Origin of the sequence: Halorientalis persicus, from assembly GCF_900110215.1 — an archaeon.
GTDB lineage: Archaea > Halobacteriota > Halobacteria > Halobacteriales > Haloarculaceae > Halorientalis > Halorientalis persica.
The window spans coordinates 71,042-95,506 of sequence record NZ_FOCX01000012.1 but is presented as its reverse complement, the minus strand read 5'-3'; the positions used below and the strand labels follow the sequence as shown (position 1 = coordinate 95,506).

General features: G+C 64.4%; 23 protein-coding genes and 1 pseudogene. 11 read left to right on the top strand and 13 right to left on the bottom strand.

Annotated features, from left to right (window positions below; all coding sequences use genetic code 11):
* The first annotated feature begins 124 nt into the window (after positions 1-124).
* Positions 125-2,383 carry a histidine kinase N-terminal 7TM domain-containing protein gene (locus BMX17_RS13875; protein ID WP_092661054.1) on the top strand — a complete coding sequence of 753 codons (2,259 nt, stop codon included), beginning with the start codon at positions 125-127 and terminating at the stop codon, positions 2,381-2,383.
* 17 nt (positions 2,384-2,400) lie between these two features.
* Here the strand turns inward: BMX17_RS13875 and BMX17_RS13870 are convergent, their stop codons facing one another.
* From BMX17_RS13870 to BMX17_RS13840, 7 genes are all read right to left on the bottom strand, one after another.
* Positions 2,401-3,099 carry a helix-turn-helix domain-containing protein gene (locus BMX17_RS13870; protein ID WP_092661052.1) on the bottom strand — a complete coding sequence of 233 codons (699 nt, stop codon included), beginning with the start codon at positions 3,097-3,099 and terminating at the stop codon, positions 2,401-2,403.
* 285 nt (positions 3,100-3,384) lie between these two features.
* Positions 3,385-4,740: a 7,8-didemethyl-8-hydroxy-5-deazariboflavin synthase subunit CofH gene (gene cofH / locus BMX17_RS13865; protein ID WP_092661050.1), complete on the bottom strand. Its 1,356-nt coding sequence runs from the start codon at positions 4,738-4,740 to the stop codon at positions 3,385-3,387.
* 385 nt (positions 4,741-5,125) lie between these two features.
* Positions 5,126-5,893, bottom strand: a complete 768-nt coding sequence (locus BMX17_RS13860) for an SDR family oxidoreductase (protein WP_092661048.1) — start codon at positions 5,891-5,893, stop codon at positions 5,126-5,128.
* Positions 5,894-6,053: 160 nt separating this feature from the next.
* Positions 6,054-6,731, bottom strand: coding sequence for a helix-turn-helix domain-containing protein (locus BMX17_RS13855; protein ID WP_092661046.1), 678 nt, complete (start codon positions 6,729-6,731; stop codon positions 6,054-6,056).
* Between the two features lie 54 nt (positions 6,732-6,785).
* Entirely contained in the window at positions 6,786-7,757 is a 972-nt protein-coding gene (locus BMX17_RS13850; protein WP_092661044.1) for an oxidoreductase, read from the bottom strand.
* A 4-nt stretch (positions 7,758-7,761) separates the two neighbouring features.
* Complete coding sequence (locus tag BMX17_RS13845; protein ID WP_092661041.1) at positions 7,762-8,079, bottom strand: putative quinol monooxygenase; 318 nt, start codon at positions 8,077-8,079, stop codon at positions 7,762-7,764.
* A 557-nt stretch (positions 8,080-8,636) separates the two neighbouring features.
* A complete protein-coding gene (locus BMX17_RS13840) occupies positions 8,637-10,436 on the bottom strand; it encodes a sensor histidine kinase (RefSeq protein ID WP_092661039.1) in 1,800 nt (599 codons plus the stop codon).
* Positions 10,437-10,667: 231 nt separating this feature from the next.
* Between BMX17_RS13840 and BMX17_RS13835 the strand changes: the two genes are divergently transcribed.
* A complete protein-coding gene (locus tag BMX17_RS13835; RefSeq protein ID WP_092661037.1) occupies positions 10,668-11,687 on the top strand; it encodes a phosphoribosylaminoimidazolesuccinocarboxamide synthase in 1,020 nt (339 codons plus the stop codon).
* Here BMX17_RS13835 and BMX17_RS13830 read toward each other — a convergent pair.
* Complete coding sequence (locus BMX17_RS13830; protein ID WP_092661035.1) at positions 11,684-12,031, bottom strand: hypothetical protein; 348 nt, start codon at positions 12,029-12,031, stop codon at positions 11,684-11,686. The genes BMX17_RS13835 and BMX17_RS13830 overlap by 4 nt on opposite strands.
* 269 nt (positions 12,032-12,300) lie before the next feature.
* Positions 12,301-13,284: a formyltetrahydrofolate deformylase gene (locus tag BMX17_RS13825; protein WP_092661152.1), complete on the bottom strand. Its 984-nt coding sequence runs from the start codon at positions 13,282-13,284 to the stop codon at positions 12,301-12,303.
* A gap of 172 nt (positions 13,285-13,456) precedes the next feature.
* Between BMX17_RS13825 and BMX17_RS13820 the strand changes: the two genes are divergently transcribed.
* Both BMX17_RS13820 and BMX17_RS13815 read left to right on the top strand, forming a co-directional pair.
* Positions 13,457-14,350, top strand: a complete 894-nt coding sequence (locus tag BMX17_RS13820) for a GAF domain-containing protein (RefSeq protein ID WP_092661033.1) — start codon at positions 13,457-13,459, stop codon at positions 14,348-14,350.
* Positions 14,347-15,006: a DUF7504 family protein gene (locus BMX17_RS13815; RefSeq protein ID WP_092661030.1), complete on the top strand. Its 660-nt coding sequence runs from the start codon at positions 14,347-14,349 to the stop codon at positions 15,004-15,006. Before BMX17_RS13820 ends, BMX17_RS13815 begins: the two co-directional genes overlap by 4 nt.
* On the opposite strand, the gene BMX17_RS13810 is transcribed toward BMX17_RS13815, so the two are convergent.
* On the bottom strand, positions 15,003-15,959 hold the full coding sequence (locus tag BMX17_RS13810; protein WP_092661028.1) for a ferritin family protein: 957 nt from the start codon (positions 15,957-15,959) through the stop codon (positions 15,003-15,005). The two genes, BMX17_RS13815 and BMX17_RS13810, sit on opposite strands and share 4 nt — an antisense overlap.
* A gap of 174 nt (positions 15,960-16,133) precedes the next feature.
* Between BMX17_RS13810 and purS the strand changes: the two genes are divergently transcribed.
* Positions 16,134-16,391, top strand: coding sequence for a phosphoribosylformylglycinamidine synthase subunit PurS (gene purS, locus BMX17_RS13805; RefSeq protein ID WP_092661026.1), 258 nt, complete (start codon positions 16,134-16,136; stop codon positions 16,389-16,391).
* Positions 16,392-16,470: 79 nt separating this feature from the next.
* Complete coding sequence (purQ, locus tag BMX17_RS13800; RefSeq protein WP_092661150.1) at positions 16,471-17,148, top strand: phosphoribosylformylglycinamidine synthase I; 678 nt, start codon at positions 16,471-16,473, stop codon at positions 17,146-17,148.
* 92 nt (positions 17,149-17,240) lie between these two features.
* Here the strand turns inward: purQ and BMX17_RS26695 are convergent.
* Positions 17,241-17,423: pseudogene (locus tag BMX17_RS26695) on the bottom strand (zinc ribbon domain-containing protein); the annotation flags it as partial.
* 135 nt (positions 17,424-17,558) lie between these two features.
* On the opposite strand from BMX17_RS26695, the gene BMX17_RS13790 reads away from it, so the two are divergent.
* The 3 genes from BMX17_RS13790 (at position 17,559) to BMX17_RS13780 (ending at position 19,540) form a co-directional block, all read left to right on the top strand.
* Positions 17,559-17,852, top strand: a complete 294-nt coding sequence (locus tag BMX17_RS13790; RefSeq protein WP_092661024.1) for a DUF7967 family protein — start codon at positions 17,559-17,561, stop codon at positions 17,850-17,852.
* A gap of 115 nt (positions 17,853-17,967) precedes the next feature.
* Entirely contained in the window at positions 17,968-18,609 is a 642-nt protein-coding gene (locus BMX17_RS13785) for a hypothetical protein (RefSeq protein WP_092661022.1), read from the top strand.
* Positions 18,610-18,769: 160 nt separating this feature from the next.
* Complete coding sequence (locus tag BMX17_RS13780) at positions 18,770-19,540, top strand: BGTF surface domain-containing protein (RefSeq protein ID WP_092661020.1); 771 nt, start codon at positions 18,770-18,772, stop codon at positions 19,538-19,540.
* A gap of 24 nt (positions 19,541-19,564) precedes the next feature.
* Here the strand turns inward: BMX17_RS13780 and BMX17_RS13775 are convergent, their stop codons facing one another.
* Positions 19,565-20,149 carry an Ig-like domain-containing protein gene (locus tag BMX17_RS13775; RefSeq protein ID WP_092661018.1) on the bottom strand — a complete coding sequence of 195 codons (585 nt, stop codon included), beginning with the start codon at positions 20,147-20,149 and terminating at the stop codon, positions 19,565-19,567.
* A gap of 40 nt (positions 20,150-20,189) precedes the next feature.
* Complete coding sequence (locus BMX17_RS13770; protein WP_092661015.1) at positions 20,190-21,266, bottom strand: archaeosine biosynthesis radical SAM protein RaSEA; 1,077 nt, start codon at positions 21,264-21,266, stop codon at positions 20,190-20,192.
* Positions 21,267-21,438: 172 nt separating this feature from the next.
* On the opposite strand from BMX17_RS13770, the gene BMX17_RS13765 reads away from it, so the two are divergent.
* Complete coding sequence (locus tag BMX17_RS13765; protein ID WP_092661013.1) at positions 21,439-22,806, top strand: NAD-dependent succinate-semialdehyde dehydrogenase; 1,368 nt, start codon at positions 21,439-21,441, stop codon at positions 22,804-22,806.
* A gap of 229 nt (positions 22,807-23,035) precedes the next feature.
* Entirely contained in the window at positions 23,036-24,319 is a 1,284-nt protein-coding gene (gdhB, locus tag BMX17_RS13760) for a glutamate dehydrogenase GdhB (protein ID WP_092661011.1), read from the top strand.
* Positions 24,320-24,465: the final 146 nt, after the last annotated feature.

Below are 24,465 nucleotides of genomic sequence, written 5' to 3'. Positions count from 1 at the left end.
CTGGTTCGAGTTTTCCGGCCCCCGTCACCGACATCCCTGATTATCAGGTTCGGAAACGGAACACGAAGTTGATGCTTGCGCAGGCGAAAGTGAGGGTATTCAGCGGCGGTCGCTGGCACCGAAGATGGTCTGGGAATTCACGCCGTACACGATCCCGTTCGCAGTGACGGTACTGTGCAGTCTCGTGTTCGGCGGGTACCTGCTGTTCGACGCGCGCCGCCGGGGCTGGGACACGGGCGTGGGCTCGCTCGCCGTCGTCAGTCTCGGGACGCTCGTGTGGGCGGGTGCCGCCCTGGTGCAGGTGTCGGCCACCTCGTTTTCGGTGATGGTCGTCGCCGAGCAGTGGACCTACGTCGGGACCCCCATCGTCGTGATCGGCTGGTTCGTGTTCACCGCCAGTTACACCGACCACGACGACCTGCTGTCGGTGCCCGTGGTCGGGTCCATCACCCTCGTCCTCGGCGTCGGGACGATCCTCGCGCTCACCAACGACATCCACCAACTCATGTGGGCGACACCGACCGTCGTCGATCACGGCTCGTTCAGTTCGCTGACCTACGAGAAGACGGTCGCGTACTACCTGTTCGTGAGCGTCGCGTTCGGCGTCGCACTGCTCGGCGTCGCCTTGCTCGGCCGTTTTATGCGCACGTCGCCGACGCTCTACCGGAGCCAGATGGCGGCGTTGATCGTCGCGGCCGCCGCACCCATCGTCGTGAGCCTGTGGGTCGTCCTCGGGCTGGGGCCCCACGCCTCGGTCGAGCTCTCGCCCATCGGCTTTACGTTCTCCGTCGCCGCGTTCATCTACGCGATCAAACGCTACCAGTTGCTCGACCTGGAGCCCATCGCCCGGACGCGCGTCGTCGAGAGTATGCGCGAGGGGTACGTCGTCCTCGGCGACGACGAGCGGATCGTGGACCTGAACCCATCTGCCCAGTGGCTGCTGGAAGCCGACGAGACCGTGATCGGGGCCGACGTGCGGACCGTCCTCCCCGAGATCGAACCGTTACTCGACGGCGACGACCCGACCGGGCTGGAACTGTCGGTCGAGGTGGCCGGCGAGCGCCGCTACCTGGCGGCCAACCGCTCGGCGCTGTCGAAGACCGGCGAGGGACTGGGCAGTCTGGTCCTCCTGCGGGACGTGACCGAGCGCCGGCAGGTCGAGAAACGCTATCAGGAACTCATCGAGCACTCGACGGACGTGATCGCCGTCCTCGACGAGGACTGGACGGTCACCTACGCCAGCCCGTCCCACGAGACGGTACTGGGGATCGACCCGGATGCCATCGCCGGCCGTCGTGTCGCCGAGTACATCCACCCCGACGACCGACAACAGATTCGCGAGCGGTTCTCGTCGCTGGTCGACGAGCCCGGGGCGACCGTCCGCTTCGAGTTCCGGATCGCCGACGCCGACGGCGAGTGGCGCGTCCTCGAGGGGATCGCGCGGAATCTGCTCGAGAACGCCGTCGTCAGGGGCGTCGTCATCAACTCCCGGGACATCACGGACCGGAAGCGCCGCGAACGGGAGCTCGAACGGCAGAACGAGCGACTCGACGACTTCGCGAACGTCGTCTCCCACGACCTCCGGAACCCCCTCCAGATCGCCGAGGGCTACCTGGACGAGGCCCGCCGGACCGGCGACGAGGACGCCTTCGACCGGGTCGAGACCGCCCACGATCGCATGGAAACGATCATCGACGACGTGCTGGAGCTCGCCCGACAGGGTCGGACCGTCGGGGAGACCGAACCCGTCTCGCTGGCGACCGTCGCCGACGAGGCCTGGGCGACGGTCCGGACCGGCCCGGCGACGCTCACGGTCGCCGACGACGCCGCCGTCGAGGCCGACCCCGACCGCCTGCGCCGACTGTTGGAGAACCTCTTTCGCAACGCTGTCGAGCACGGCTCGACAGGCAACCAGAACTCGGAGCGTTCTGGTGACGCCGTAGAGCATGGCTCTACGAGCCCTCCTTCACAGGCTCAGGAGGACGCCGTCGAGCACGGCGGCCCAGACGTGTCCGTCACCGTCGGCCCGCTCTCGGCGGGAAGCTCCGGGAGCGACGCGGGCGGGACCCAGCGAGCGGACGGCGGTACCGGCTTCTACGTCGAAGACGACGGGCCGGGCATCCCCGAGTCCGATCGCGAGGCCGTGTTCGAGTCCGGGTTCACGACGGAGACGGACGGAACGGGGTTCGGTCTCACCATCGTCAGAGAGATCGCCGAGGCCCACGGCTGGGCGGTGTCACTGGTCGACAGCGAGGTCGGGAGCACGACCGCGGTAACCGACGGCACAGCCACGTCGACCGGGGGCACCGAGAGACACGGTGCCAGCGCGGGCACGCGGTTCGAGTTCCGTCCACAGGCGGAAACGACGACCGACGTGTCGTAGTTCGGCTCGTCCAGAAGTCACTCCACAGCGTTCGTCGCACCGTCCTCGTCTGGGTCCGCGGCCCCGTCCAGCGCGCGGAGTTCGCGGAACACCGTCGCCTCGATCTTCCGGAGGTGTTCGCCGACGTTGGCGGCCGAACAGCCCAGTTCGTCGGCCAGTTCCTGGTGCGTTACCCGGCGCGGATCCGCGTAGTAGCCCTGTTCGACGGCGACGGTGAAGATCTCCCGTTGCCGCTCGGTCAACTTCTCCAGCAGTTGCGCGGCGTCGGGATAGGAGGTCCCGGTCCGGACGATCTCCACGTCGATGGCCTCGGGAAGTTCGGCGAGTTTCTCGCGGAAACCGCTGTCGTGTCCGACGTAGGTCACCTCCACGGTCTTTTGATCGACGACGCTGATCGGCCACTTGACGAACACGTCGGAGGAGCGGCGAGTCTGTAACAGCGTCCGCGCGAACTCCGTCGGCTCGATGGAGAGATATGCGTACCACGTGCGCTCCCCCGAGAGACTGCACTCCCGAACCGGATCCGCAGCCTCGACGATGGACTCGAACCGGTCCCGATCACCGCGCCCCTCCGCGAGGACGACGAGAGTCCCGTCGTCGAGGAGGTCGGCCCGATGGATCCGCTGGACGGACACCTCAGGGTCGGCGAGCAGGTCACCCACGAACGGATGGAACTGCGGCGCGTCCAGCGAGAGCCGAACCGTCACGTGTCGCATGATCGGATCGTTATACCAACTGTGAGATATGTCTTTTGCCGGTGCGAAGTGGAGAAGGGGGGATGGGGAATCGATCGGCGGCGACAGACCACCGAATCAGGGATTCCTGGGCCGTTCACTCCAATTGGCCCGTCCGCACCTGCCCGCTAGACAGGGGCCGGTATTGGATTTTGACCCGCCTATTCAAAGTGGATTTATATGCATTCGTTCCTGAAGGAATGTATTTATAAATGGAGCCCGAGTGACCGAGCGACCCCCGATTCGCGACCGGAACGTGATAACCAGTCATTTTTCCGATATGAGTGGCGTGCCGTCGGCCTGCGGGCCGAGTTCGGGGCCGAGGGTGTCGGCACCGGGATCGACGCGGCGGCGGTGTTCGTAGTCCGTCGAGCGTTCGACCGGGATGCGGCCGATGGCCGCGATCATGTCGGCGTACTCCCGGACCGAGCGACACTCGCCGAAGCCGCCGCCGGCGCGTTTGGTGATCTCCTCGGAGAGGATCGTCCCCATGAAGTCGTCGGCCCCGCAGGTGAGCATCTTCAGTCCCTGAGCGTCGCCGTACTTCACCCACGAGGACTGGACGTGCTCGATATTGTCCAGGTAGAGCCGCGAGACGGCGATCATCAGCTCGTCCTCGTGTCTGGTCGCGCCGCCGGACACCATTCCACGCTCGGCCAGCGGCGTCTCCTCGTGGACGAAGGATAGGGGGACGAACTCCGTGATCGCCCCGGTTCGATCCTGCAGATCCCGGATGCGGTCCAGATGCAGGGCGCGGTGGGCCTCGTTCTCGACGTGGCCGTACATGATGGTCGCCGTCGTGTCGAGGCCGACCGTGGCGGCCGCCTCCATCGCTTCGAGCCACTCGTCGGTGCCGATCTTGCCCGGACAGATGACCTCCCGCACCTCGTCGACGAGGATCTCCGCGGCGGTCCCCGGGACCGAGTCCAGTCCGGCCGCTTTCAGCCGGCGGAACACCTCCTCGTAGGACCAGTCGGTCCCCCGCCGGGCGTGGTAGGCCTCTTCGGGCGTCATCGAGTGGACGTGGACGCCGCCCACGTTCATCGCCTCGATCTGGTCGACGTAGTTCCCGGGGTCTGTCTCGTACTCGGCGGGCGGGCGGTAGTTCAGGTCGCCCCGGTCGCTGGATTCGAGAATCTCGCGGTGTTCCTCGTCCAGCGCGAAGGCAGGGTGGAGTCCGGAGACAGAGGTCACCTCGTAGATGCCCCGTTCGACGGCGTCGGCGACGATCTCGCGGGATTCGGTGGGCGTCTTGGTGAACCCGCCGTGATCCTCCTCGTAATCCGTCCGGAACTGCTCGGAGCGGTCCTTGAAGTTACAGAACAGACAGCCGGTGTTGCAGGCGGTAGTGACGTTGTTGTTCAGGTTGGCGACGAAGGTGACTTCCTCGCCGACGACCTCGGCTCGGCGGCGGTCGGCGGCTTCGAGGACGCGCTCTTTGCGTGCCCGGTCGATGCCCGGCCGGTCGGTGCCGGTGGTGAGGAGTTCGATCCCGTCCGCGACGGTGAGTCGGTCCCCGGCCCGGGCCTTTTCGAGCGCGTTCTCGAAGGACTGGTCGGTCTCGGGGCGGTGCCGGAAGTCGAACTCGCCCCGCGGAACCGACGGCGTGACCGCATCAGACATTGCTACATGGCATGGGCGGGACTGCCATATACGTGGCGCCATCCTTCCACCTTTTTCCCGCTCGGGTTCGCGCTTCGCGCGAACCACTCGCGGCAAAAACGTGGGCGAAAAAGGCCGAACCCTCGCTTCGCTCGGGTTCGGTGAACCGCGCTCCCTTCGGTCGCGCGGATGTTAGTGTTCGGTACAGATAGGTGTACTGATCAGTCGGGCACGATAGATATAGAGGATCCATGCAGCACGGCGGCTTCTTTTCTTTCTTGTCGGAGACGTTGAACCAAGTGCAGTGGGACGTATCCGCCGGTTTTGCTTCTGTTACATACACTCGTGCCATCCGCTTTCTACCTAGTAGGTTGTATAACTACCTGCAACACGTTTTTCCCTGTTTCTAGTTCATCGTCTGTCCAGTTGGTCGAATCATGAGTTCGTTGACGTCGACGTGTTTGGGTTGGTTCGTTGCGTACACGATTCCTCGGGCGATGTCTTCGGGGGCCAGCGTTGGGACATCCATATCGGCGAGTTGTTCGAGGAGTTGCTCGTCAGGGATGTGAGTCGGGAGTTCAGTATCGACTGCACCCGGTTCGATGACCGTGGTTCGGATGTCCTGTGGTGAGAGTTCCTGTCGAATAGCATCAGTGAAGGCAGTGACACCGAACTTCGTGGCGTTGTAGCCACTTCCGTTGGCCATCGTTTCACGTCCTGCGACTGACGAGACGTTGACGACGTGGCCACTGTCTTGCTGTTGCATGATTGGGAGGACAGCGTGCGTGAGATTCATCAGTCCCATCAGATTCACTTCGACCATCTGCCGGAGATTCGATCGGTCTGCTCGTTCCAGTGGCTCGAGAAGCATCACGCCGGCGTTGTTCACGAGGACATCGATTCTGCCGTACTCGTCCATCGTCGTCTCGACCAGATTGTCGATATCATCTTCCTCTGTGACATCAGTCTCGACGACGAATGCGTCTCCACCTTCCGTGGTGATTCGGTCCGCGAGCGTCTTGAGTTCCTCGACACGCCGTGCTGCGAGCACGACGCTTGCGCCTTCTTTGGCTAGTGCTTCGGCAGTCGCCTCGCCGATTCCTGACGATGCGCCGGTTACAATCGCAACACTGTCAGACAGAAACTCGCTGTCGGTCGATGGGTTATCAGACATCAACAGACTGTATGTGATACCAGAAGGAGCGTGTTGTGCTTACCAATAAACCCATTTATAAACATATCAGAGAGATATCCGGCGACGTAACCGTACAGGTGTCTGTTTCACAGACGATATCAGGCTGAGACAGTTGATGCAATCCCGAAAGAGTCCGTAGCTACTCTGGCAAGACACTCATCAATTGCTGTGTGCCAACGGTTTCGCTTATCAGTTGCTTTTCAGCTCTGCGGAGAAGATCAGACGCTGCGGCGGCCGAGGTGTCAAGTTCGGCCGCAAGATCGTCCGTCGAGAATTTGCGTGGCGAGTCGTAGTACCCCTCGGCGAAGGCAATCGAGATGGCCCGGTACTGCTTGTCGGTCAACCCAAACTGGTCGCGTTCGCCGTCGTTTTCGGGGTCTGACGCAATGCGCAACAACTCGAATGGAATGTCGTGGACTTTGCACCGATCTCGGAGTGTGACCAACGACTCGTAATCCGAGAATACCTTCTGCTCGCGAATCCCTTCGCTGGTCACCGTTGCATCCATGACAACTCCCTCAATCTCTTCTGGGTCGTGAGACCGGGCGAGATTCGAGTCGTCTTTCACGATGAGTTGATAGAACCAGCCGTCTGCAGTCTGTCCAATTTTCATTGCATCGATAATTTCCGTGGCCGAATCCAGCTCTTGATCGAACACGTCGCGTGAATCGGTATCGACAGTTACCGTCATCATTATTTTATTATCGTTGAGAATAAACGGGTTCGAGATTGACAGCTCACCACTTGGTACCGCTTCTGCAAGTCCAACGAGCGGGAGCGTGCGGTCAGCCAGAAGAATCTCTGCGACGAGTACCATGCTGTATCGTTGGTCTGGGTGTATTTAATTTCGAGTTTCCACGCTGGGGGAGACTCACTGTGGTGCTTTCACCGTCTGAGTTGTTTCGAAGTCGTACTCGACAGCAGTTAGCTGCTCGCTCACTTCCCAGAGTCGCGCTGCGTCGGCTTCGTCGTGGGACGCCTCGTTCGATTCCTGTCGTTCGGGCGACCCTCGTATGTTCATGAAGCCACTGGGGCCGTAGTACGCGCCACCTTCGACGTCGGTGGCTGTCGCGGCGTACAACAGGGGGAGCGCTCCCTGCTCAGCGGACTGTGCGATGACAGCGTTTGCGACTCGCGCCAATCCATAGCGGAGTGTCAAGCCCATTTCCTCGGGGCCACGGAACTGCAGGTTGGTATTGGCGTAGCCTGGATGACAGGCGACACTCAGCGTGTCCGTGTGTCCGGCCTCCTCAAGACGACGCTGGAGTTCGTAGGCAAACAGCAGGTTCGCCAGTTTGCTCTGGCCGTAGGCTTCCCACTTGCTGTACGAGTCTTCTCTGTGCAGGTCCTCAAAGTCGACTGAACCAGATGTGTGGGCGGTACTGGAATGGGTAACAATCCGTGTTTCTCCCGGCGTCTCCACGAGCAGATCCAGCAGATGCCCGGTCAGCGCGAAATGACCAAGATGATTCACGCCGAGTTGCATCTCGAAGCCGTCCTCGGTTTCGGCTCGTGGAATGGCCATCACACCAGCGTTGTTACACAGGAGATGAAGTTCGTGGTAGTCTTCACGAACCCCTGCGGCGAACTCGGCAACTGACGAGAGGGAGGCAAGATCACAATGACGGACGTCGAGTGTCGCCCCCGTCGAATCGATGGTCTCGCGTATCTCCTGTGCTGCCTGCTCACCCCTGTCAATACTTCGGCAAGCCATCACGACCGTCGCACCTCTGCGGGCAAATACCTCCGTTGCCTCGTACCCAAGACCGCTGTTCGCTCCTGTTACGAGCACTACCTGTTCGGAGCGGTCTGGCAGATCCTCAGTCGTCCAAGCGTTTGCCATTGCTCTAGTGTTTTGCCGCGATAACGTCGATTTCCTCGATTTCTGGCTCTGCTGCGAGCAGTTCGTCTGCGTTTGTCATCAACTCAGCTGCGATCTCTCCCTCCAAATGAGCTTGGCGGCTGTCTTCATCTGGGAACGTGTCGAAAATGCCGAAAGTTGTCTCGTCTATCTGGTAGGAAAACCACGTCGTGGTGCCTTCTTCTTCTTCGGCCATCGAGAGTGCAGCCTCCAGAAACTCACGGAGTTCAGGAACCTTGTCTGGTTTCGCCTCAATACGAGCTTGAAGTGCATATTCCGACTCAGTCGATGCTTCCTGTGACATCACTACTTCGTACGATGAACGTGCATGAACGGTTTTTGTTTATCAGTAAACCCATTTATAAGTTTGCCAGCACTGGTATGTGAGACCATCTCGACGGGAACAGCTACCGATGATTGTGATTAGTTTTTGTGTGACAAAATCGATCCAGAGTGGCAGTTCAGTTCGGCATAAGCATCTCAAAGCTTCTTGTCCGAAGTGTCTGCTTGCTGGAAATATGGCGTCGAAACGCGGACCACGGGTAGCCTGCAGTGAGCCCGCAAACTGGTGTCCTGTATCGCGCTGGTTCAGTCGTGATCGCACGAGCAGACTCGCTGCTGCATTCGCACGCTCACTGTATCGGCTATTTCACTCGAATTTACCCGGAACTAGCATCCGCCGCGCCGGAGGCGCGGCGATCACCGTCAGAGCTACGCTCTGACGAGCCCCCACTCGTTCCCTGCGGTCACTCGCGGGAATCCCGGAACTCGCGCCAGCGGCGCGAGTTCCGTAGTTTTTCCCCAAGTTTTTGCAACGGGGGGTTCGCGACGCGAACCCCCCGCAGTAAAAAGTGGGTGCCGTTAGTCGTCATCGGCCCCGATCCCCAGGTTCAGGTCGGTCGCCTCCTCGTCTTCCACGTCGGCGTCGGGGATCGCAGCCTCCAGTTCGATCGTGACGGTACAGCCCCGGTCGGTGTTCTCGAACTCGATGTCGCCCTGCGAGAGGTCGACGATCCAGTCGATCAGCCAGAGGCCCACACTCGACCCGTGTTCGAGGGCGGTCTCCTCGCGCCGTTCGAGGACTTCGATCTCCTTGTAGGGGATACCAGGGCCGTTGTCGGCCACCCGGAGGGTCGCGTGGTCGTCGCCGCAGTCGGCGGTGACGACGACCTGCGGGTCGTCGGAATCGTTGTGCATCGCGGCGTTCTCGATCACGTTCTCAACGGCGTGGGAGACTGCCCAGTGGGCGTGGACCGGGCAGGTGTCGGGGAGGTCGGTCTCGAAGAAGACACCGGGGAACTCCCGGCGGGTGGTCTCGATGGCCTCGGTGGCTAGCTCGGCCACGTCGAACTCGCTCCGGGTGCGCTCGCCCGAGAGGAGTTTCTCGACGGTACGGGCCTTCTCGCTGGCGTCGAGCAGGTTGTCGCTCTTGTCCATGATGGTCTGGAGCCGTTCGGCCTGCAGGCCCGAGGTCTCCTCGGCGAGCATCTGGGCGTTGGCCTTGACCACCGAGAGGTCGTTGCGGACGTTGTGCCGGAGGACGCGGGAGAGGACCTGCTTGAGCAGGTCGAGTTCCTGCTGTTTCTGCCGGAGGTCGGTCACGTCGTAACACAGCACCGTCCAGCCCAGGTGCTCGCCGTCGTCGTCGAGGCGGGACACCCGGACCACGAAGGTGCGGGAGACGCCGTTGATGGCGGTCGTGAACTCGTGGCCGTCGAGCAGGTCGGCGACCCCAGCGGGGGACGCGGCGGTGCCGGCGCTCCCACCACGGACGGCGGGCAGCGACTCTGCGAGTTCGACCACGCCGACGATACCGCGGCCCACAGCCTCGTCGGTCAGGCCGAGGACGAGTTTCGCCGCCTCGTTCAACTCGATGACGGTGCCGTCGACGCTGTAGACGAGTATCGCCCCGTCGATGGCCTCGATGAGACTGTTCTCGGGCAGGGACACCACATCGTAATCCCCGAAGCGGACGACGCCGAGGACGACGAAACTGTTGGCCAGGACGTACACCAGGGGATGTGGCTCGTATGGTAACCCGAGGAAGGCGAAGCCGACGGCGAAGCAGAGACCGGCCGCGCCGCCCAGTACCAGCATCGTGTTGCGCCAGCGGTAGAGTCGCTGGTCCGACCGGAGTGTGAAGGCGACGAGCAGGCCGACGCTTGCGATCAGCAGGCCCAGCGAGTAGAGCTGCTGGGCGAGTGCGGCCGGCCCTATACTAAAGGCGATAGGCGAGACGAACGCGTCCGGGGCCGTGACCGACGCCGACGACCAGTACAGCGAGTGCAGTCCCGGGACCGCCGGCGCGGTGTTGGTCACGAGCAGGGCGACGCAGACCGCAAGCGGACCACCGGCCAGCGCGAGCGTCGAGCGACGGGCCAGCACGGCCCGCTCGGTCCAGGCGACCACGAACAGGTACCAGAGGAAGACGACCACCGCCGCGAGGACGCCGAACAGCTTCCAGAAGATCACCTTCGTCGTCACGGTCGGCGCGACCAAAGAGAGCAGGTACAAAAGCGACTGCAGACTCCCAAGCACCGCGGCGGCGAGCAGGTACTCCAGCCCCCTGACGTTCCGGTTCGTCCAGTAGACGTACGCGAAAGCCGCCATCACCACCGTACTGAACAGGTACCAACCCGCCCACAGCGCGTTCGCCAGCATCCGTGCTATCGACCATCGGCCACAAACCACCTTGTAGGTTCGCCCCACATTTTCAGATTTGATTCCACTCGCGATCCGCGTGCAAACACGTCGGCCACCGGGTGGGACGCCGTCGGCGGGAACCCCGACGCGGACGATAGTAATCCCTTAGTGACGCCGCCGGGACCATCGGACAATGACTGCTGTACCAGCTACGCCCGCGGTCGGCCGCGGACCGACGGGGTGGGACCGATGACGAGCGTCAAGGACTTTCGCGTCGACCGGGCGGCCACGGCCACCGACCTGGGCCGGGGCGCGTTCGTGTTCACCGACGACTACTCGGTGTTCGACTGGGGGAAGATGCCCGACGCCATCCCGAACAAGGGAGCCAGCCTCTGTGCGATGGGCGCGTACAACTTCGAGTTGCTCGAAGACACGGGCATTCCGACCCACTACGAGGGCGTCGTCAGCGGCGGCGAGGCAGTCGGGCTCGCCGAGGTCGCCGAGCCGCCCCGCGAGATGGCCATCGAACTCACGCAGGTCCCGGCCCTGCCCCACGACGGCCGCGAGTACGATTACGACGCCTACTACGCCGAGGCGGGGGAGAACCACCTGATCCCCTTAGAGATCGTCTTCCGCAACACCGTCCCCGTCGGGTCGAGCCTGCGGTCCCGCGCCGACCCCGGCGACTTCGGCCTCGACCACGACGAGTGGCCCGACGAACTCGTCGACCTCCCCGAACCGGTCGTGGAGTTCTCGACGAAACTCGAAGAGTCGGACCGCTACCTCGACCGGAGCGAGGCCGACCGGATCGCCGGCCCCGTCGACATCGACGAGCTGGAGGCGCTCGCGCGCTCGGTCAACGACGTCGTCACCGAGCGTGCCGACGAGGTGGGCCTGGTCCACGAGGACGGCAAGATCGAGTGTTTCCACTACGACGGCGAGATCCGGGTCGCCGACGTAGTCGGCACCTTCGACGAGAACCGCTTCTCGTTCGACGGCCAGGAAGTCTCAAAGGAGGTCATCCGGCAGTACCACAAGCGGACCCAGCCCGAGTGGGTCGAGGCCGTCGCCGAAGCCAAAGACCAGGCCAAAGCCGAGGGCGTGGCCGACTGGAAGGCACTCTGTGAGCGCGACCCCGAGCCGCTCCCGGACCACGTCGTCGACGCCGCCAGAGACCTCTACACGGCCGGGACCAACGCCTACATCGGGCGAGAACTGTTCGACGCACCGCCGCTGTCCGAGGCGGTCGAGACCGTCCAGAACCTCTAGGAGCCCGAACCCGATGGCCGGGGCCGGAAGAATCGCGCGGAGAGCGGTCCGACGATACAGAGGATCCCACCGATCACCGTCGGGAGGATCCACAGCGGTGCGTCCCAGATCACGTAGAACGTCGTGACCGACAGCGCCATGGCGACGACGCCCCCGATCGGCGCGAGTTTCGGCTTCGAGAGCGCGAGCAGTCCCATCCCGGAAATGCCGACCGCGATGTTCATCACCAGCAGGAGCGGAACGATGAACCCGAACCTGTCGTCCTGTGTGAGATAGCCCACGGTCACCATCCCGGCGACGATGAGGACGACTCCCCCCAGTTCGGTCAGTTTGTTCGACACCATCGTTGGTGTACTTTACGCACCACACATAATAAATGCACCCGAAGAACTACGGTATTTAATTACGAGGCTCCTTTCAGTCGAGTCCCGCACTCCCCGTTCGCAATTCCGAGGCCTCCGCTTTCGCTACCGCTCAATCGTCGGCCTCGCTTTCCTCGCGGGTCGTGCCTCTCCGTTCGGTATTTCGACGCCGACTCCCGCGCTACGCTTGCTCGCGAGTCACTCCGTTCCCCGCTCACACATTCGTCGGCCTCCCTGCGGTCGGCCGACCGTCAGTCGTCGGCCTCGCTTTCCTCTCCACCCTGGTTCGCCACGATCTCGCCGAGCCCGTCGATGGGTCGGTCGGGATTGGCGTCGTCGAGTACCTCCGGCGACCCCAGTTGCACGTCCCCGGTATCCAGATCGTCCCGGAGTTTCGTCCGACCGCGGTGGACAGAGACGGCGTCGTTGAGGTGGAGCTTGATCGCCTCGATCAGCGCCTCGGCTTCCAGCGGCTGGCCGATGCGCTGGAGTTCCTCCTCGCTGGCGTCGTCGGGTACGTTGAACGCCCGCTGGGTGATGATCGGCCCCTGATCGAGATCGGTCGTGACGTAGTGCGCGGTGACACCCGCGATGCGAACGCCCTCCTCGATGGCCTGCATATACGCCGACGCGCCGGGGAAGGCCGGCAGCAGGGAGGGGTGGACGTTGATGATCCTGTTCTCGTAGCGAAAGACCACGTCCGGGCTGAGGATGCGCATATAGCGGGCCAACACGACGAGGTCGACCTCGTACTCCTGAAGGAGGTCCAGCATATGATCCTCGTCCGGCGTGCCCTTCTCGTCGCCGATGTCGTGGAAGGGCACGTCGTACTTCTCGGCCAGCGGCCGCAGGTCGGGGTGGTTGCCGATGACGACGCTCACGTCAGCGCCCAGATCACCGTTGGCCCAGGACTCGAAGATGGCTTCCAGACAGTGAGACTCCTTGGTCACGAGGACGGCCATGGTCTGGGTCTCGCGCTCGGCGGGGAACCGGACCTGGATGTCGACACCGAGGTCGTCGCTCAGTTCGTCGACGTCCTCTCGGAGTTTCTCCTCGGTGCAGACCATCTCGGAGGTGTCGACGTGCATGGTCATCCGGAAGACCCCCTCCCGGACGGCCTGGTCGAGATCCTCGATGTTGATGCCCCGCTCGAACAGGAGCGAGGTGACGTTCGCGATGAGGCCGGTGTCGTCGTCGCCGACGACGGTAATCTCGGTGAGTTTGTGTTTCTTCACGGTGACCACCTGCTGGCGCTGGCGACTACAGTCATGGTCTCTCTCGGCAACGGCCGGCGAAAAAAGTTGTTTTTCGCGGTACTGTCGTCGCGGGAACAGAACTCTCGTCTCGCGAGCGTAAGCACTGCCATAGAAATTTGTACGTGGGGTGGTTACTTGTGCGCAGTAGGGTATGCCGGTCACAGTGTTGTACGCCCACGGCGACGACCCGGGCCGGACGGCCACAGCGAAGGCGCTGTCCGATGCCGGGCTCGACGTTCGTGAAGCCGTGACCCTCGACGAGGCGGTCGAGACGCTCGCGGCGACCCCGGTCGACTGCGTCGCCACGGCGTACGACCTCCCCGACGGGAACGGGCTGGAGCTGTGTTCGACGCTCCGGGAGACGACGCCCGACACGCCCTGTATCCTCTTTACCGACGTGGCCGCGAGCGAGATCGACACGACGGCCTTCGAGGGACTGGTCGCGGAGTACCTGCCCAGTGGGACCGCGAACGCGGACGAACGGTTGCAGGAGTTGATCGACGAACTCGTCACGCGGCGGAGTCAGGTCGGCTACCCGCTCCCAGACGACGAGGACGCCCGACTGGCTGCGCTCGAACAGTACGAGGTCGCGGGCCAGTCTGCACAGGACACCCTCGACCGGCTGACCGAGTTGGCGTCCCGGCACTTCGATGTCCACCGGGCCTTCGTCGGTGTCGTCGGGGTACACGAAGAGCGGTTCCTCTCCTGCCAGGGACCGGATCTCGACCCGCTGGCGCGGGAGAAGACGATGTGTACACACGCCATCCTCGAACCCGACGTGCTGGTGGTCGAGGATACCCGCCAGGACGCCCGGTTCGAGCACAACGACGCGCTGGAGCGGCTGGACATCCGGGCCTACGCGGGTGCGCCGCTTCGCGGGTCCGACGGGGCGGCCATCGGCAGTTTCTGTCTCACCGACGACGAACCGCGTTCGTTCTCCGAGGCGGAGATCGCGTACCTGCGACTGCTGGCCGACGAGGCGGCCGAACAGCTCGATCTCAGACGACAGCTTCGAGCGGCCCAGACGGAGGGCGAGGACGGATGAGCCAGGACGCACAACGACGCTATCAGTTCGAGGGGGTGCCGATCGAGCCGGTCCAGCCGGGGACGAACCTGCTGGTTGCGGGCCCGCCGTTCGCCGGGACGAAAGCGGTCGCGTTGCGGATGCTGGCGGCCGGTGAGCTGGCCGACGAGGGACTCGTTCTGGTCGCCGCCGACGACACGGCCGAGGCGATTCTGGAAGACTACACCGGCGTCGGCGGTACGTTCAACCGGGGGCGGATGGCCGTCATCGAGTGCGCCGCGCCGAGCGCCAACAACGACGACGAGAACGTCCGGACCGTACGGTCGCCCAGCGATCTGACCGGCATCGGTATCGAGTTCTCCTCGCTGTACGAGGGGCTGTACACGGAGGGCGTCGAGCGGGTGCGGATCGGGCTGTTCTCGATCTCGACGCTCTTGATGTACGCCGAGGAACTCCAGCCCGTCTATCGCTTTCTCCACACGATCACCGGCCGCGTTCGGTCGGCCGAGGGGCTCTCGACCTGCGTGATCGACCCGACCGCACAGGACGAGCAGACGATCAGTTCGGTCGAGCAGACGTTCGACGGTCGCGTCGACGTTCGCCAGACCGACGACGGCGGCGACCAGCTTCGCGTCCGGGGCCTCCCCGACCAGCCCGACGGCTGGCAGCCGTTCTAGTCGGCGCTCGTCCCGTCGCGGTCCTCTTCGAGCGTCACCAGCTGTTCGACCGGCGGGAGTTCGGCGTCCTCCTCGGTCAGCACGTCGATGCGCCGGCGCACCTTGTCGGTCGCGTACTCGACCAGCGGCGTCGGGTCCACCTCCTCGGTGCGGGTCGCCTCGACGGCTTCGGAGACGAACGGCAAGAGGTCCATCAGCGTGTCCTGGACGACGGCCTCGTCGACGCCCTCCTCGTGGATGAGGTTCCGGACCTTGTGCATCCCGAAGCCGACGTGGCGGCCCTCGTCACTGCGGATGTAGTTGATCCCCTCGACCAGCCCCTCCAGTTCCGGCGTGTCGACGCCGTCGTCGTACACGTCCGGGCCGTCCTGGCTGAACCGCGCCGAGATCCCGTAGTAGCCGGTCTGGGCCAGCACGCTCTCGACGGTGAGGTGGTAGTGACAGTACGCTTTCGCCCGGTTCTCGGGCGTGTCGTCGGTCAGGAGCCGCTCCATCGCTTCTTCGGTCCGGTCGAACAGTTCGACGTAGCCCTCGGGGAAGTACCGCTGGTCGGTCGGCTGGGTGACCTCGGCGTCGTCTTCCTGCTCGGCGACGGGATTGATCACCTCGCGCCAGTACCGATCGAAAAACTGCGTGTGTTTGGCCTCCTCGTAGATCTGCGTGGAGAGAAACATCTGGTCGTCGATATCTTCGAGCACCATCCCCAGCGGCATCAGGTCCTCCGTGACTGCTTCCTCGCCTGCGCCGAACAGTGCCAGCGTCGTCCGCAGTGCCTCGAAGCCCTCCTCGTCGCCGTCGAACGCGAGCAGTCGCTCGCGGTCCTGTTCGAGCAGTTCCTGCGGGATGTCCTCGTGGGGGTCCCAGTGTCGGTAGACGGCGTTGCGGAAGTACCCCCCAGCGAACGACTCCGGATCGATGCGCATATCGCGACTGGTGTCCCTGATCTGTGTCATGGGATGGTACTTGCCCACACGACACTCGGGGTTAACCCTGGTGCCCCAATGGCGAGGATGTTTTAAACAGACCGACGCTCGGAGAGTTTTTATAGACGTTCGTGCGGAGAAACGAACGGCGTCGGCGGCCAGAGATAACAAGCGTTAACGTCGGTGGTCACGGCACTGCAGACAATGACTGCGTACACCGCGACCGTGACGGTCCGGCTGAAACGCGGGGTGCTCGATCCGGAGGCCGAGACGACACAGCGCCAGCTCGAACGGCTCGGGTTCGATCTGGCGGATCTCCGGTCGGCCGACCAGTTCGAGATCGACGTGGACGCGACCGACGCCGACGCGGCCGCCGAGCGCGCCGACGAGATGGCCGAGCGCCTGCTGGCCAACCCGACCATCCACGATTACACCGTGGAGGTCGCCGAACGGGACGCATGACCTCACTCACTCCCACTCGCGTCCGGTGGACGCTCGTCTCCCGTTCCCTGGTCACACTCGCCACCAGGAGGTGGCTCGCGTGACGGTCTCGGTGATCCAGTTCGGCGGATCGAACTGCGACCGGGACGCCGTCCGCGCGCTCGATGAAATCGGCGTCGACGCCGAGCTCGTCTGGCACGAGGACGGTCTCCCGGCGGCCACCAGCGGCGTCGTCTTCCCCGGCGGTTTCTCCTACGGCGACTACCTCCGGGCCGGCGCGATGGCCGCCCGCTCGCCCATCGTCGAGGAAGTCCGGGACGCCGCCGCGGACGGAACGCCGGTGCTGGGCGTCTGTAACGGCGCACAGATCGGCTCGGAGTCCGGACTCACACCAGGCGCGTTCACCACCAACCGGAGCGCCCGCTTCCAGTGTGAACACGTCCACCTCCGCGTCGAGAACGCCGACACGCCCTGGACCGCTGCCTACGACGAGGGCGAGGTCATCGAACTGCCCATCGCCCACGGCGAGGGTCGCTTCGAGATCGCGGACGACCGCCTCGAGGAACTCGAACGCGAGGATCGAATCCTCTTCCGGTACTGCGACGCGGACGGCGAAGTCACCGAGGACGCCAACCCCAACGGGTCGAAACACAACGTCGCGGGCGTGCTGGGCGACCGCGATTCCGTCGCCGTGCTGATGCCCCACCCCGAACGGGCCGCACTGCCCGACATCGGCCCGACCGACGGCCAGGGCGTGCTGGAGGGATTTGCCGAATGACATCCTCCGCGCCGTAAACGGAGAGGGAGCGAAGCTCCCTCAGGCAGTCGGGCTACGCCCGACGACGGCGCGGTTTCCCAAGCGTTGGGATATTATGATTTGCGGCGCACCTGTTCTTGTGGGGCAACTCGCCCCGTGGATTTGTCGAACAGGCGCACCGCTGGCTGTGCCATCCAGCCGTTATCCCTATCTCCCCCATCACAGGCGAGAGTCGGGAGTACCTTCTGTCGAATGTTTTCGGCCCCGTTTACGTCGGCATTGGCGACCAGTCCACACTCGTCACTCACGGGAAGGGCGGGATTCTCTCGCTGTATCAAGATAGGTGCTCCCGGCGTCCGAGAGTCCGTCGTTCGTTTTCTTTTCCCGGGAATCCGCGGAGGACTGAAATTTCGTCGGCCCCTAGTTCGAGTATGGCGACGACAGACGAGGCTGTCGAGACCGAGCGCGTCTGGCTGGTCGAACGTACCTACGGGGACGACGAGCAGAACATGATCATCCTGACCTACGCCACGCCGGACGGCCGGCGGGACTACCGGAAAGAGCGGGCGCTCCCCAGTTTCACCGGCCCCGGACGGTCGACGCAGGTGTCGCTCGAGGTCGAGCCGGGTAACCTCGGGACCGTCGGCGACCCCGACACCCGGGAGCGCTACGCCGGCGAGGTCGAGCGGATGCGCGAGCGCCACGACCCGGACGACACGCTGTAGGGTCGCCTCGCGGTTCACTCGTTCTGCCTCCGCCTCGCGGATCGTCCCTCCCCGCTCACCCTCCGCCCAGCACACTTATCCGTCGGCTAGCCGACACGCCGGTAGGTGACCACTCGTGTCGAACATCGTACTCACGGCCGTCCTGTTGCTCGTCGGCATCGCCCTGACCGTCGGCGGCGTCTTCTTCTACCGAACAGGGTTGAAACTGTTCGGATTCCTGGTCGGTGGCGGCGGGGGCTTTTTCGCGGCCAGTACCGCCAGCCTGGGACCGATCCCAACCATCGCCGTGATCCTCCTGTTGGGCTTCGTCGGCCTGGCCATCGCCAACAAGGTGTACCTCGTGATGCTCGTCGTCCCCGGCGCAGTGACGGGGTTCGGCGCGGCGCTCGCGTTGACGGGCACCTCGATGAACCCGCTGACGAACCTGCTGGACCCCGTGATCCTCGCCGGGCCGGTCATCGGCGCGGTCCTCGCAGTGATCCTCCAGAAGGTCGTCGTCGTGTTCGTGAGCGCGGCCTGGGGCGCGGTGCTGATCTGGGCCGGCCTCGACGCCAGTGCGATCGTCGATCCGCTGGCGAACCTCTCGGTGCCGACGCCACCGACCTGGACCGCCGCGCTGATCGCCGTCGGCGTCGTCGTCCAGATCGCCACCTGGGCACTGCTCCGGCACTACGACGACGACGAACTCAAAGCGAAGATCAAGGGCTTGCTCGGCCGTGGTTCCGGCGGCAACAGCCAGCCCGACGGCGGCATCTGACTGCGGGACGGTTCAATCCGTTTCGAAGCTTACGGAAGGGCTTTTATCACTCTCGGAGAACGTCCGTCGGGATGACTCGTCGCCCTGAACGACGCGTTCGGCGGGCCCGCGCCCGCATCGAGTACCGACAGTCGACCACCGCGATCCCAGAGGGGCAACGGTGACGGACCGCCGTCTCGTCGCCGCCGCCGTCGTGATCGTCGCCGTCGCGGCCGTCGCCACTGGCCTGGTCCTCGGCGTGTTCGACGGCGGCCCGTCGGACGACGCTACAGACGGACCCGGACCGAACGGATCGACGGCCAGCGACGACCCGACGGTCTCGTTCGTCACCGGCAACGACGACCGGCTCCAGGTCGTCGGGACCACGAAGCAGTGGATCCGGGGCGAGAGCGACCTCCCGCCAGGGACCGAAGTCGAGGTCCGCGTCACGTCGACTGGATCCGAGCCCTGGGCCCGCACCGAGACGGTCGAAGTGAACGGGAGCGGTACGTTCGGTGCACGTCTGAACCTGTCGCCAGCGGCGGCGACCGAGACGTTCCAGGTCGCGGTGGTCGACGCCGAGAACGGGACGCGACTGGCGAACGCGACCGGCGTCGCCGTCGCGAACGAGTACGCGTCGAAGAATCCGGCCGTCGCCCTCTGGCGGTCGAGCGGGAGCGTCATGCGCGTCGACGCGGCCCCGAATCGGACGATACTCGGCAAGACCGACCTGCCGCCGGGCACGGTGCTGGAAGTCGACCTCCGTTCGACCGGGTCCAGCCCGTTCCTGAAAGACTTCGAGGCGACCGTCGACGCGGAGGGGACCTTCGGCGGGACGCTGAACTTCAGCGACGTGCGCGCGAACTCCAGTTTCAACGCCATGGTCACCTACGCCGAGAACGGCACCGAGATCGTCGACCAGCCCGGCGTGGTGGTGCCGCCAGAATCGTAACTGCGAGGGTCGACTGGAGTACTGCTACCCGGTCGATGTCCCACACCCCAGCAGGGTCGAGGTATAACTGTCCCGAACACCACCCGTTTCGTCGATCCAGATCGCGTAGGCCCGATCGTTGCAGTCGAAATCGTCGCCGGTCAACACCATCGTTCCCGAGTCGTTCGCGCGTTCGATGGTAACCGCGTACTGGCCCGACTGGGACATCTCGAACGCGAGCACCCCGTCGGCCGGGAACTCGAGTCGGCGCTCGTAGATCGTGGTGTTGTCCCGGCCGTAGGCCATCGTGACGTTCAGCGTCCGGTTCGGGCCGGCGTTCAGGACGAACACACCAGTCACCCCATCGAACCGCCTGATCGGTGGATCACCGACTGTCAGCGAGCGGAACACATCGTGTGTTCCGTCAGGTGCACGGGACGGGAACGGCACGCGCGGCAGGACAGTTCCATTCGAGCCAGTCACGTCGGGCGGCGACCGGTGGGCGGTCGACGTATCAGACTGTGTCGGTGCCGGTGAAACCGAATCCGTGGGCGACGACTCCGAAGGACCGATTCCGGAACACCCACTCAGCAGCAGGAGAGCAGCGAGGACGAGTGCGGGGCGGCGCATATCGACCGTCCCGACGGTCGTGGCAAATGTCTTGTGTCACTCACCGAACGAGTGGCTGGTTGTAGCCCGCCTCCCGTTCCAGCACGAGTTCCCAGGTTCGCTCGCACGTACAGGAGACCTGTTCGAACACCGACGGGTCCTGCCGGAGGTCGAAGTCCTTGATCGCTTTCTGGACACGGTCGTCACACTCCCCGCAGTTGTGGGCACCGCGGTCGCTGCCGTGGCCGACCGGATCGGAGACGACGATCACGTCTTCCTCGGCCGTCGATTCCAGCACCTCGGCGACCGACCAGAGCCACGGCGGCCGATAGCCCCCGTCGTGATAGAGGTCCTCGACCATCGTGTGGCGCTGGACGTTCGTTGGGTTCATCGAGACAGTGTGACAGCCCTCGACGGCGGCGCACTTCCGGACGGACCGCTTCATGTCTTCGAGGGCATCCGGTTCCGAGAGGAAGGGCGGCTTCATCAGGAGGTACGCCTTGACGCCCGCGCCGGCCTCGCGAGCGTCGGCCGCGGCCCGCTCGAACTCCGAGAACTCGAAGTACTTGTTCACACAGTCCCGACGGACGCGGTCGGTCGCCGTTTCGAGGCCGACGGCGATGTCGGTCTCCAAGTCGTGGGCGGTGAAATCCTCGATCTTCCCCCGGTCGACGAAATCGGGCAAGGACTCGACGACGATGCGGTCGCGGTCGGCGAAGGTCTCGGCGATGGCCTGGCGGGTCTCGGCGGGGACCTCACGCTCGTCGAGGAACGAGCCGGAGGTGTAAATCTTGATGAGGCCGGATTCGTCCTCGGCGTTCTCGGCCTCGTGTTCCAGACACACGTCGATCTGGGCCATCAGGTCCTCGTGAGCGACCGAGCCGCCTTCGACGGATTCGGCGACGTAGCCACACATCGTACAGCCGCCGGCACGGGCCCACCGACAGCCGCCGGTGTTGAGGATGATCGTCAGCGACTGGTAGACGCCGTCGGGCGTGTTGTCCTCGTCGATCCAGACCCGCGTGGGCTCGCGGGGATCGTAGGTCTCGTCCTTCCGGGAGCGAATCTCCCGCATCGCCTTGTTGTGGGCGTCCATCCCCTTGCCCTGCTCGTAGACCTCGGGGCTCGGCTTGCTCATTGCCGCCGAGTAACCGGTCGACGGGTAAATGCCCACCGTCCTGCCGGTCGATCACGACCGGCGGCGTGAGCGACGGTAGAGCTACCACCGACGCCACCCGATACTAGATTCAGTTCAAATATATCCCAACCAGCGAAATTTTATACAATAAACTACCGCATTAGTAGACACGATGCAGAGCGTCGACCCAGCGACCGAGACACGGATCGACAGTTTCGACCGGCACGACGCGGCGGCGGTCGAAAAGCGACTCGACCGGGCCCAGCGCGGATTCGAGACCTGGCGGGAACGGTCCATCACGGACCGACAGGCGTTGCTCGCGGGTGTGAGCGACGTACTCGAAGCCAACGAGTCGGAGTACGCACGGACGATGACCGCGGAGATGGGCAAACCGATCGAGCAGGCACGGGCCGAGGTACAGAAGTGTGCGCGGGTCTGTGAGTACTACGCGGAGCAGGCCGGGACCTTTCTGCAGGACGACCGGGTGGCCGTCGAACCGGGCGCGAAGACATTCGTCGCCTACGAACCCCTCGGCCCAGTACTGGCCGTGATGCCATGGAACTACCCGTTCTGGCAGGTGTTCCGGTTCGCAGCGCCGGCACTCGCCGCCGGAAACGTCTGCCTGCTCAAACACGCGCCGAACGTCCAGGGCTGTGCCGAAGCCATCGCCGACGTGTTCGAGGCCGCGGGCTTCCCGGAGTACGCGCTCCAGACGCTCCGTGTGGCCGACGAGACCGTCGCCGATGTGATCGCCGACGACCGCGTTCGCGCCGTCACACTCACGGGAAGCGTGGCCGCCGGCCGCGCCGTCGCGAGTGAGGCCGGCGCACAGTTGAAAAAGACCGTGCTGGAACTGGGCGGGTCCGATCCGTTCGTCGTCCTCGACGACGCCGACCTCGAACGCGCAGCGACGGTCGGGTGTCAGTCCCGTACGTACAACACCGGCCAGTCCTGCATCGCCGCGAAACGCTTCGTGGTCCACACCGACGTGTACGACGAGTTCGTCGACCGACTCCGGACGGAGATGGCCGCCCTGACCGTGGGCGACCCCACCGACGAGGAGACCGATGTCGGACCGATGGCTCGCGCGGACCTCCGCGACGACCTCCACGACCAGGTCGAGCGCAGCGTCGCGGCCGGAGCAACGGTCGAACTCGGCGGGGAGCCCCTCGACAGGGACGGATACTTCTACCAGCCGACGATCCTGACCGACGTTCCGACCGACGCGCCCGCGGCGACGGAGGAACTGTTCGGCCCGGTCGCGGCCGTCTTCGAGGTCGAGTCCGAAGCGGCCGCGGTCGCCCTCGCCAACGACACGGAGTACGGGCTCGGAGCGACAGTCTGGACGAACGACCGGGGGCGCGGCGAGGCCGTGGCACGGGAGATCGAGGCCGGCTGTGTCTTCGTCAACGAGTTCGTCACCTCACACCTCGAACTTCCCTTCGGCGGGATCAAAAACTCCGGCTACGGGCGGGAACTCGCCGGGGAAGGCATCCGCGAATTCGTGAACCGGAAGTCCGTCTGGGTGTCCGACCCGTAACTGCCCGAGTCGCCGCCGAACGTCGGGTCCGTCCCGCTGTCGAGACGAACCAGGTGAGAGCCGCCACACCATAGCCGTACCGCCGGACTAGTTACAGTCGCCCGATACGGCTTCTTCTCGAATTCAATTCAACTTTGAATGGTTTTATCGTACACAAAAGAACTAAATGATATATTATTGAACTAGGTTGTGTCTGAGGAGTGGGCGACCACTCCGGACAGGTGATACGATGGCGAAGTCAGCACACGAGGAGACGACGACGGACAGAGATCCGGAAACGGCGCTGGAGACGGCTCGACACCAGCTCGAACGGGCGGCGGCACACGTCGACGTCGACGAGGGAGTCGTCGAGCGACTGAAACACCCCACGAAGGTACTCAGTGGGTCGATCCCGCTGGAGCGCGACGACGGCACCGTCGAGGTATTCACCGGCTATCGTGCACAGCACGACGACGTTCGGGGACCGTACAAGGGTGGGCTCCGGTACCACCCGGACGTGACCGAAGACGAGTGCGTGGGGCTGGCGATGTGGATGACCTGGAAGTGTGCGGTGATGGACCTCCCCTTCGGCGGTGCGAAAGGCGGTATCGTCGCCGATCCCAAGGAACTGAGCGAGGACGAGCGCGAGCGGCTGACCCGCCGGTTCGCCGAGGAGATGCGCGACTTCGTCGGCCCGACACGGGACATTCCAGCGCCGGATATGGGGACGGACGCCCAGACGATGGCCTGGTTCATGGACGCCTACAGTATGCAGGAGGGAGAGACGGTCCCGGGCGTCGTCACCGGCAAACCGCCGCTGATCGGCGGGAGCTACGGTCGCGAAGAGGCACCGGGGCGCAGCGTCGCGATCGTGACACGCGAGGCGGCCAACTACTACGACCTGTCCCTCGACGACGCGACGGTCGCCGTCCAGGGCTTTGGCAGCGTCGGCGCGAACGCCGCGCGACTGCTCGACGAGTGGGGCGCAACCGTCGTCGCGGTCAGCGACATAAACGGCGGCGTCTACGACCCCGACGGGCTGGCCACGCGGGAGATCAGTGCCCACGACGAGCAACCGGAAGCCGTGATGGGCACGGACGCGGGGTCGACGCTCACGAACGCCGAGTTGCTGGAACTCGACGTGGACATCCTCGTTCCGGCGGCCGTCGGGAACGTCCTCACCGAAGACAACGCGGCCGCCGTCCAGGCCGACATCGTCGTCGAAGGTGCGAACGGGCCGACGACGACGGCAGCCGACCGTATCTTCGCCGAGCGTGAGGTCGCCGTGATCCCGGACATCATCGCGAACGCCGGTGGCGTCACGGTGAGCTACTTCGAGTGGCTCCAGGACATCAACCGTCGCCAGTGGACGGTCGAGCGCGTCCGCGAAGAACTGGAATCGGAGATGCTCTCGGCGTGGGACGACGTTCGTCGCGAGTTCGAGGCCCGCGACGTGACCTGGCGTGACGCCGCGTACATCGTCGGCCTCTCACGGGTCGCCGAGGCGAAGAGTACGCGCGGTCTCTGGCCCTGACGGGCCGCGGTCACCGAGTCACCCGCTACCGATCCGTCGCGCGGTTCCACGCAGTCTGCCACGAGACCGCTTTTTGATTGTGGCCGGTCCGGTGACTCCTCGTCGCGACTGAACGAGAGGGTCGGCCGTCGGAGAAACGGAAACGG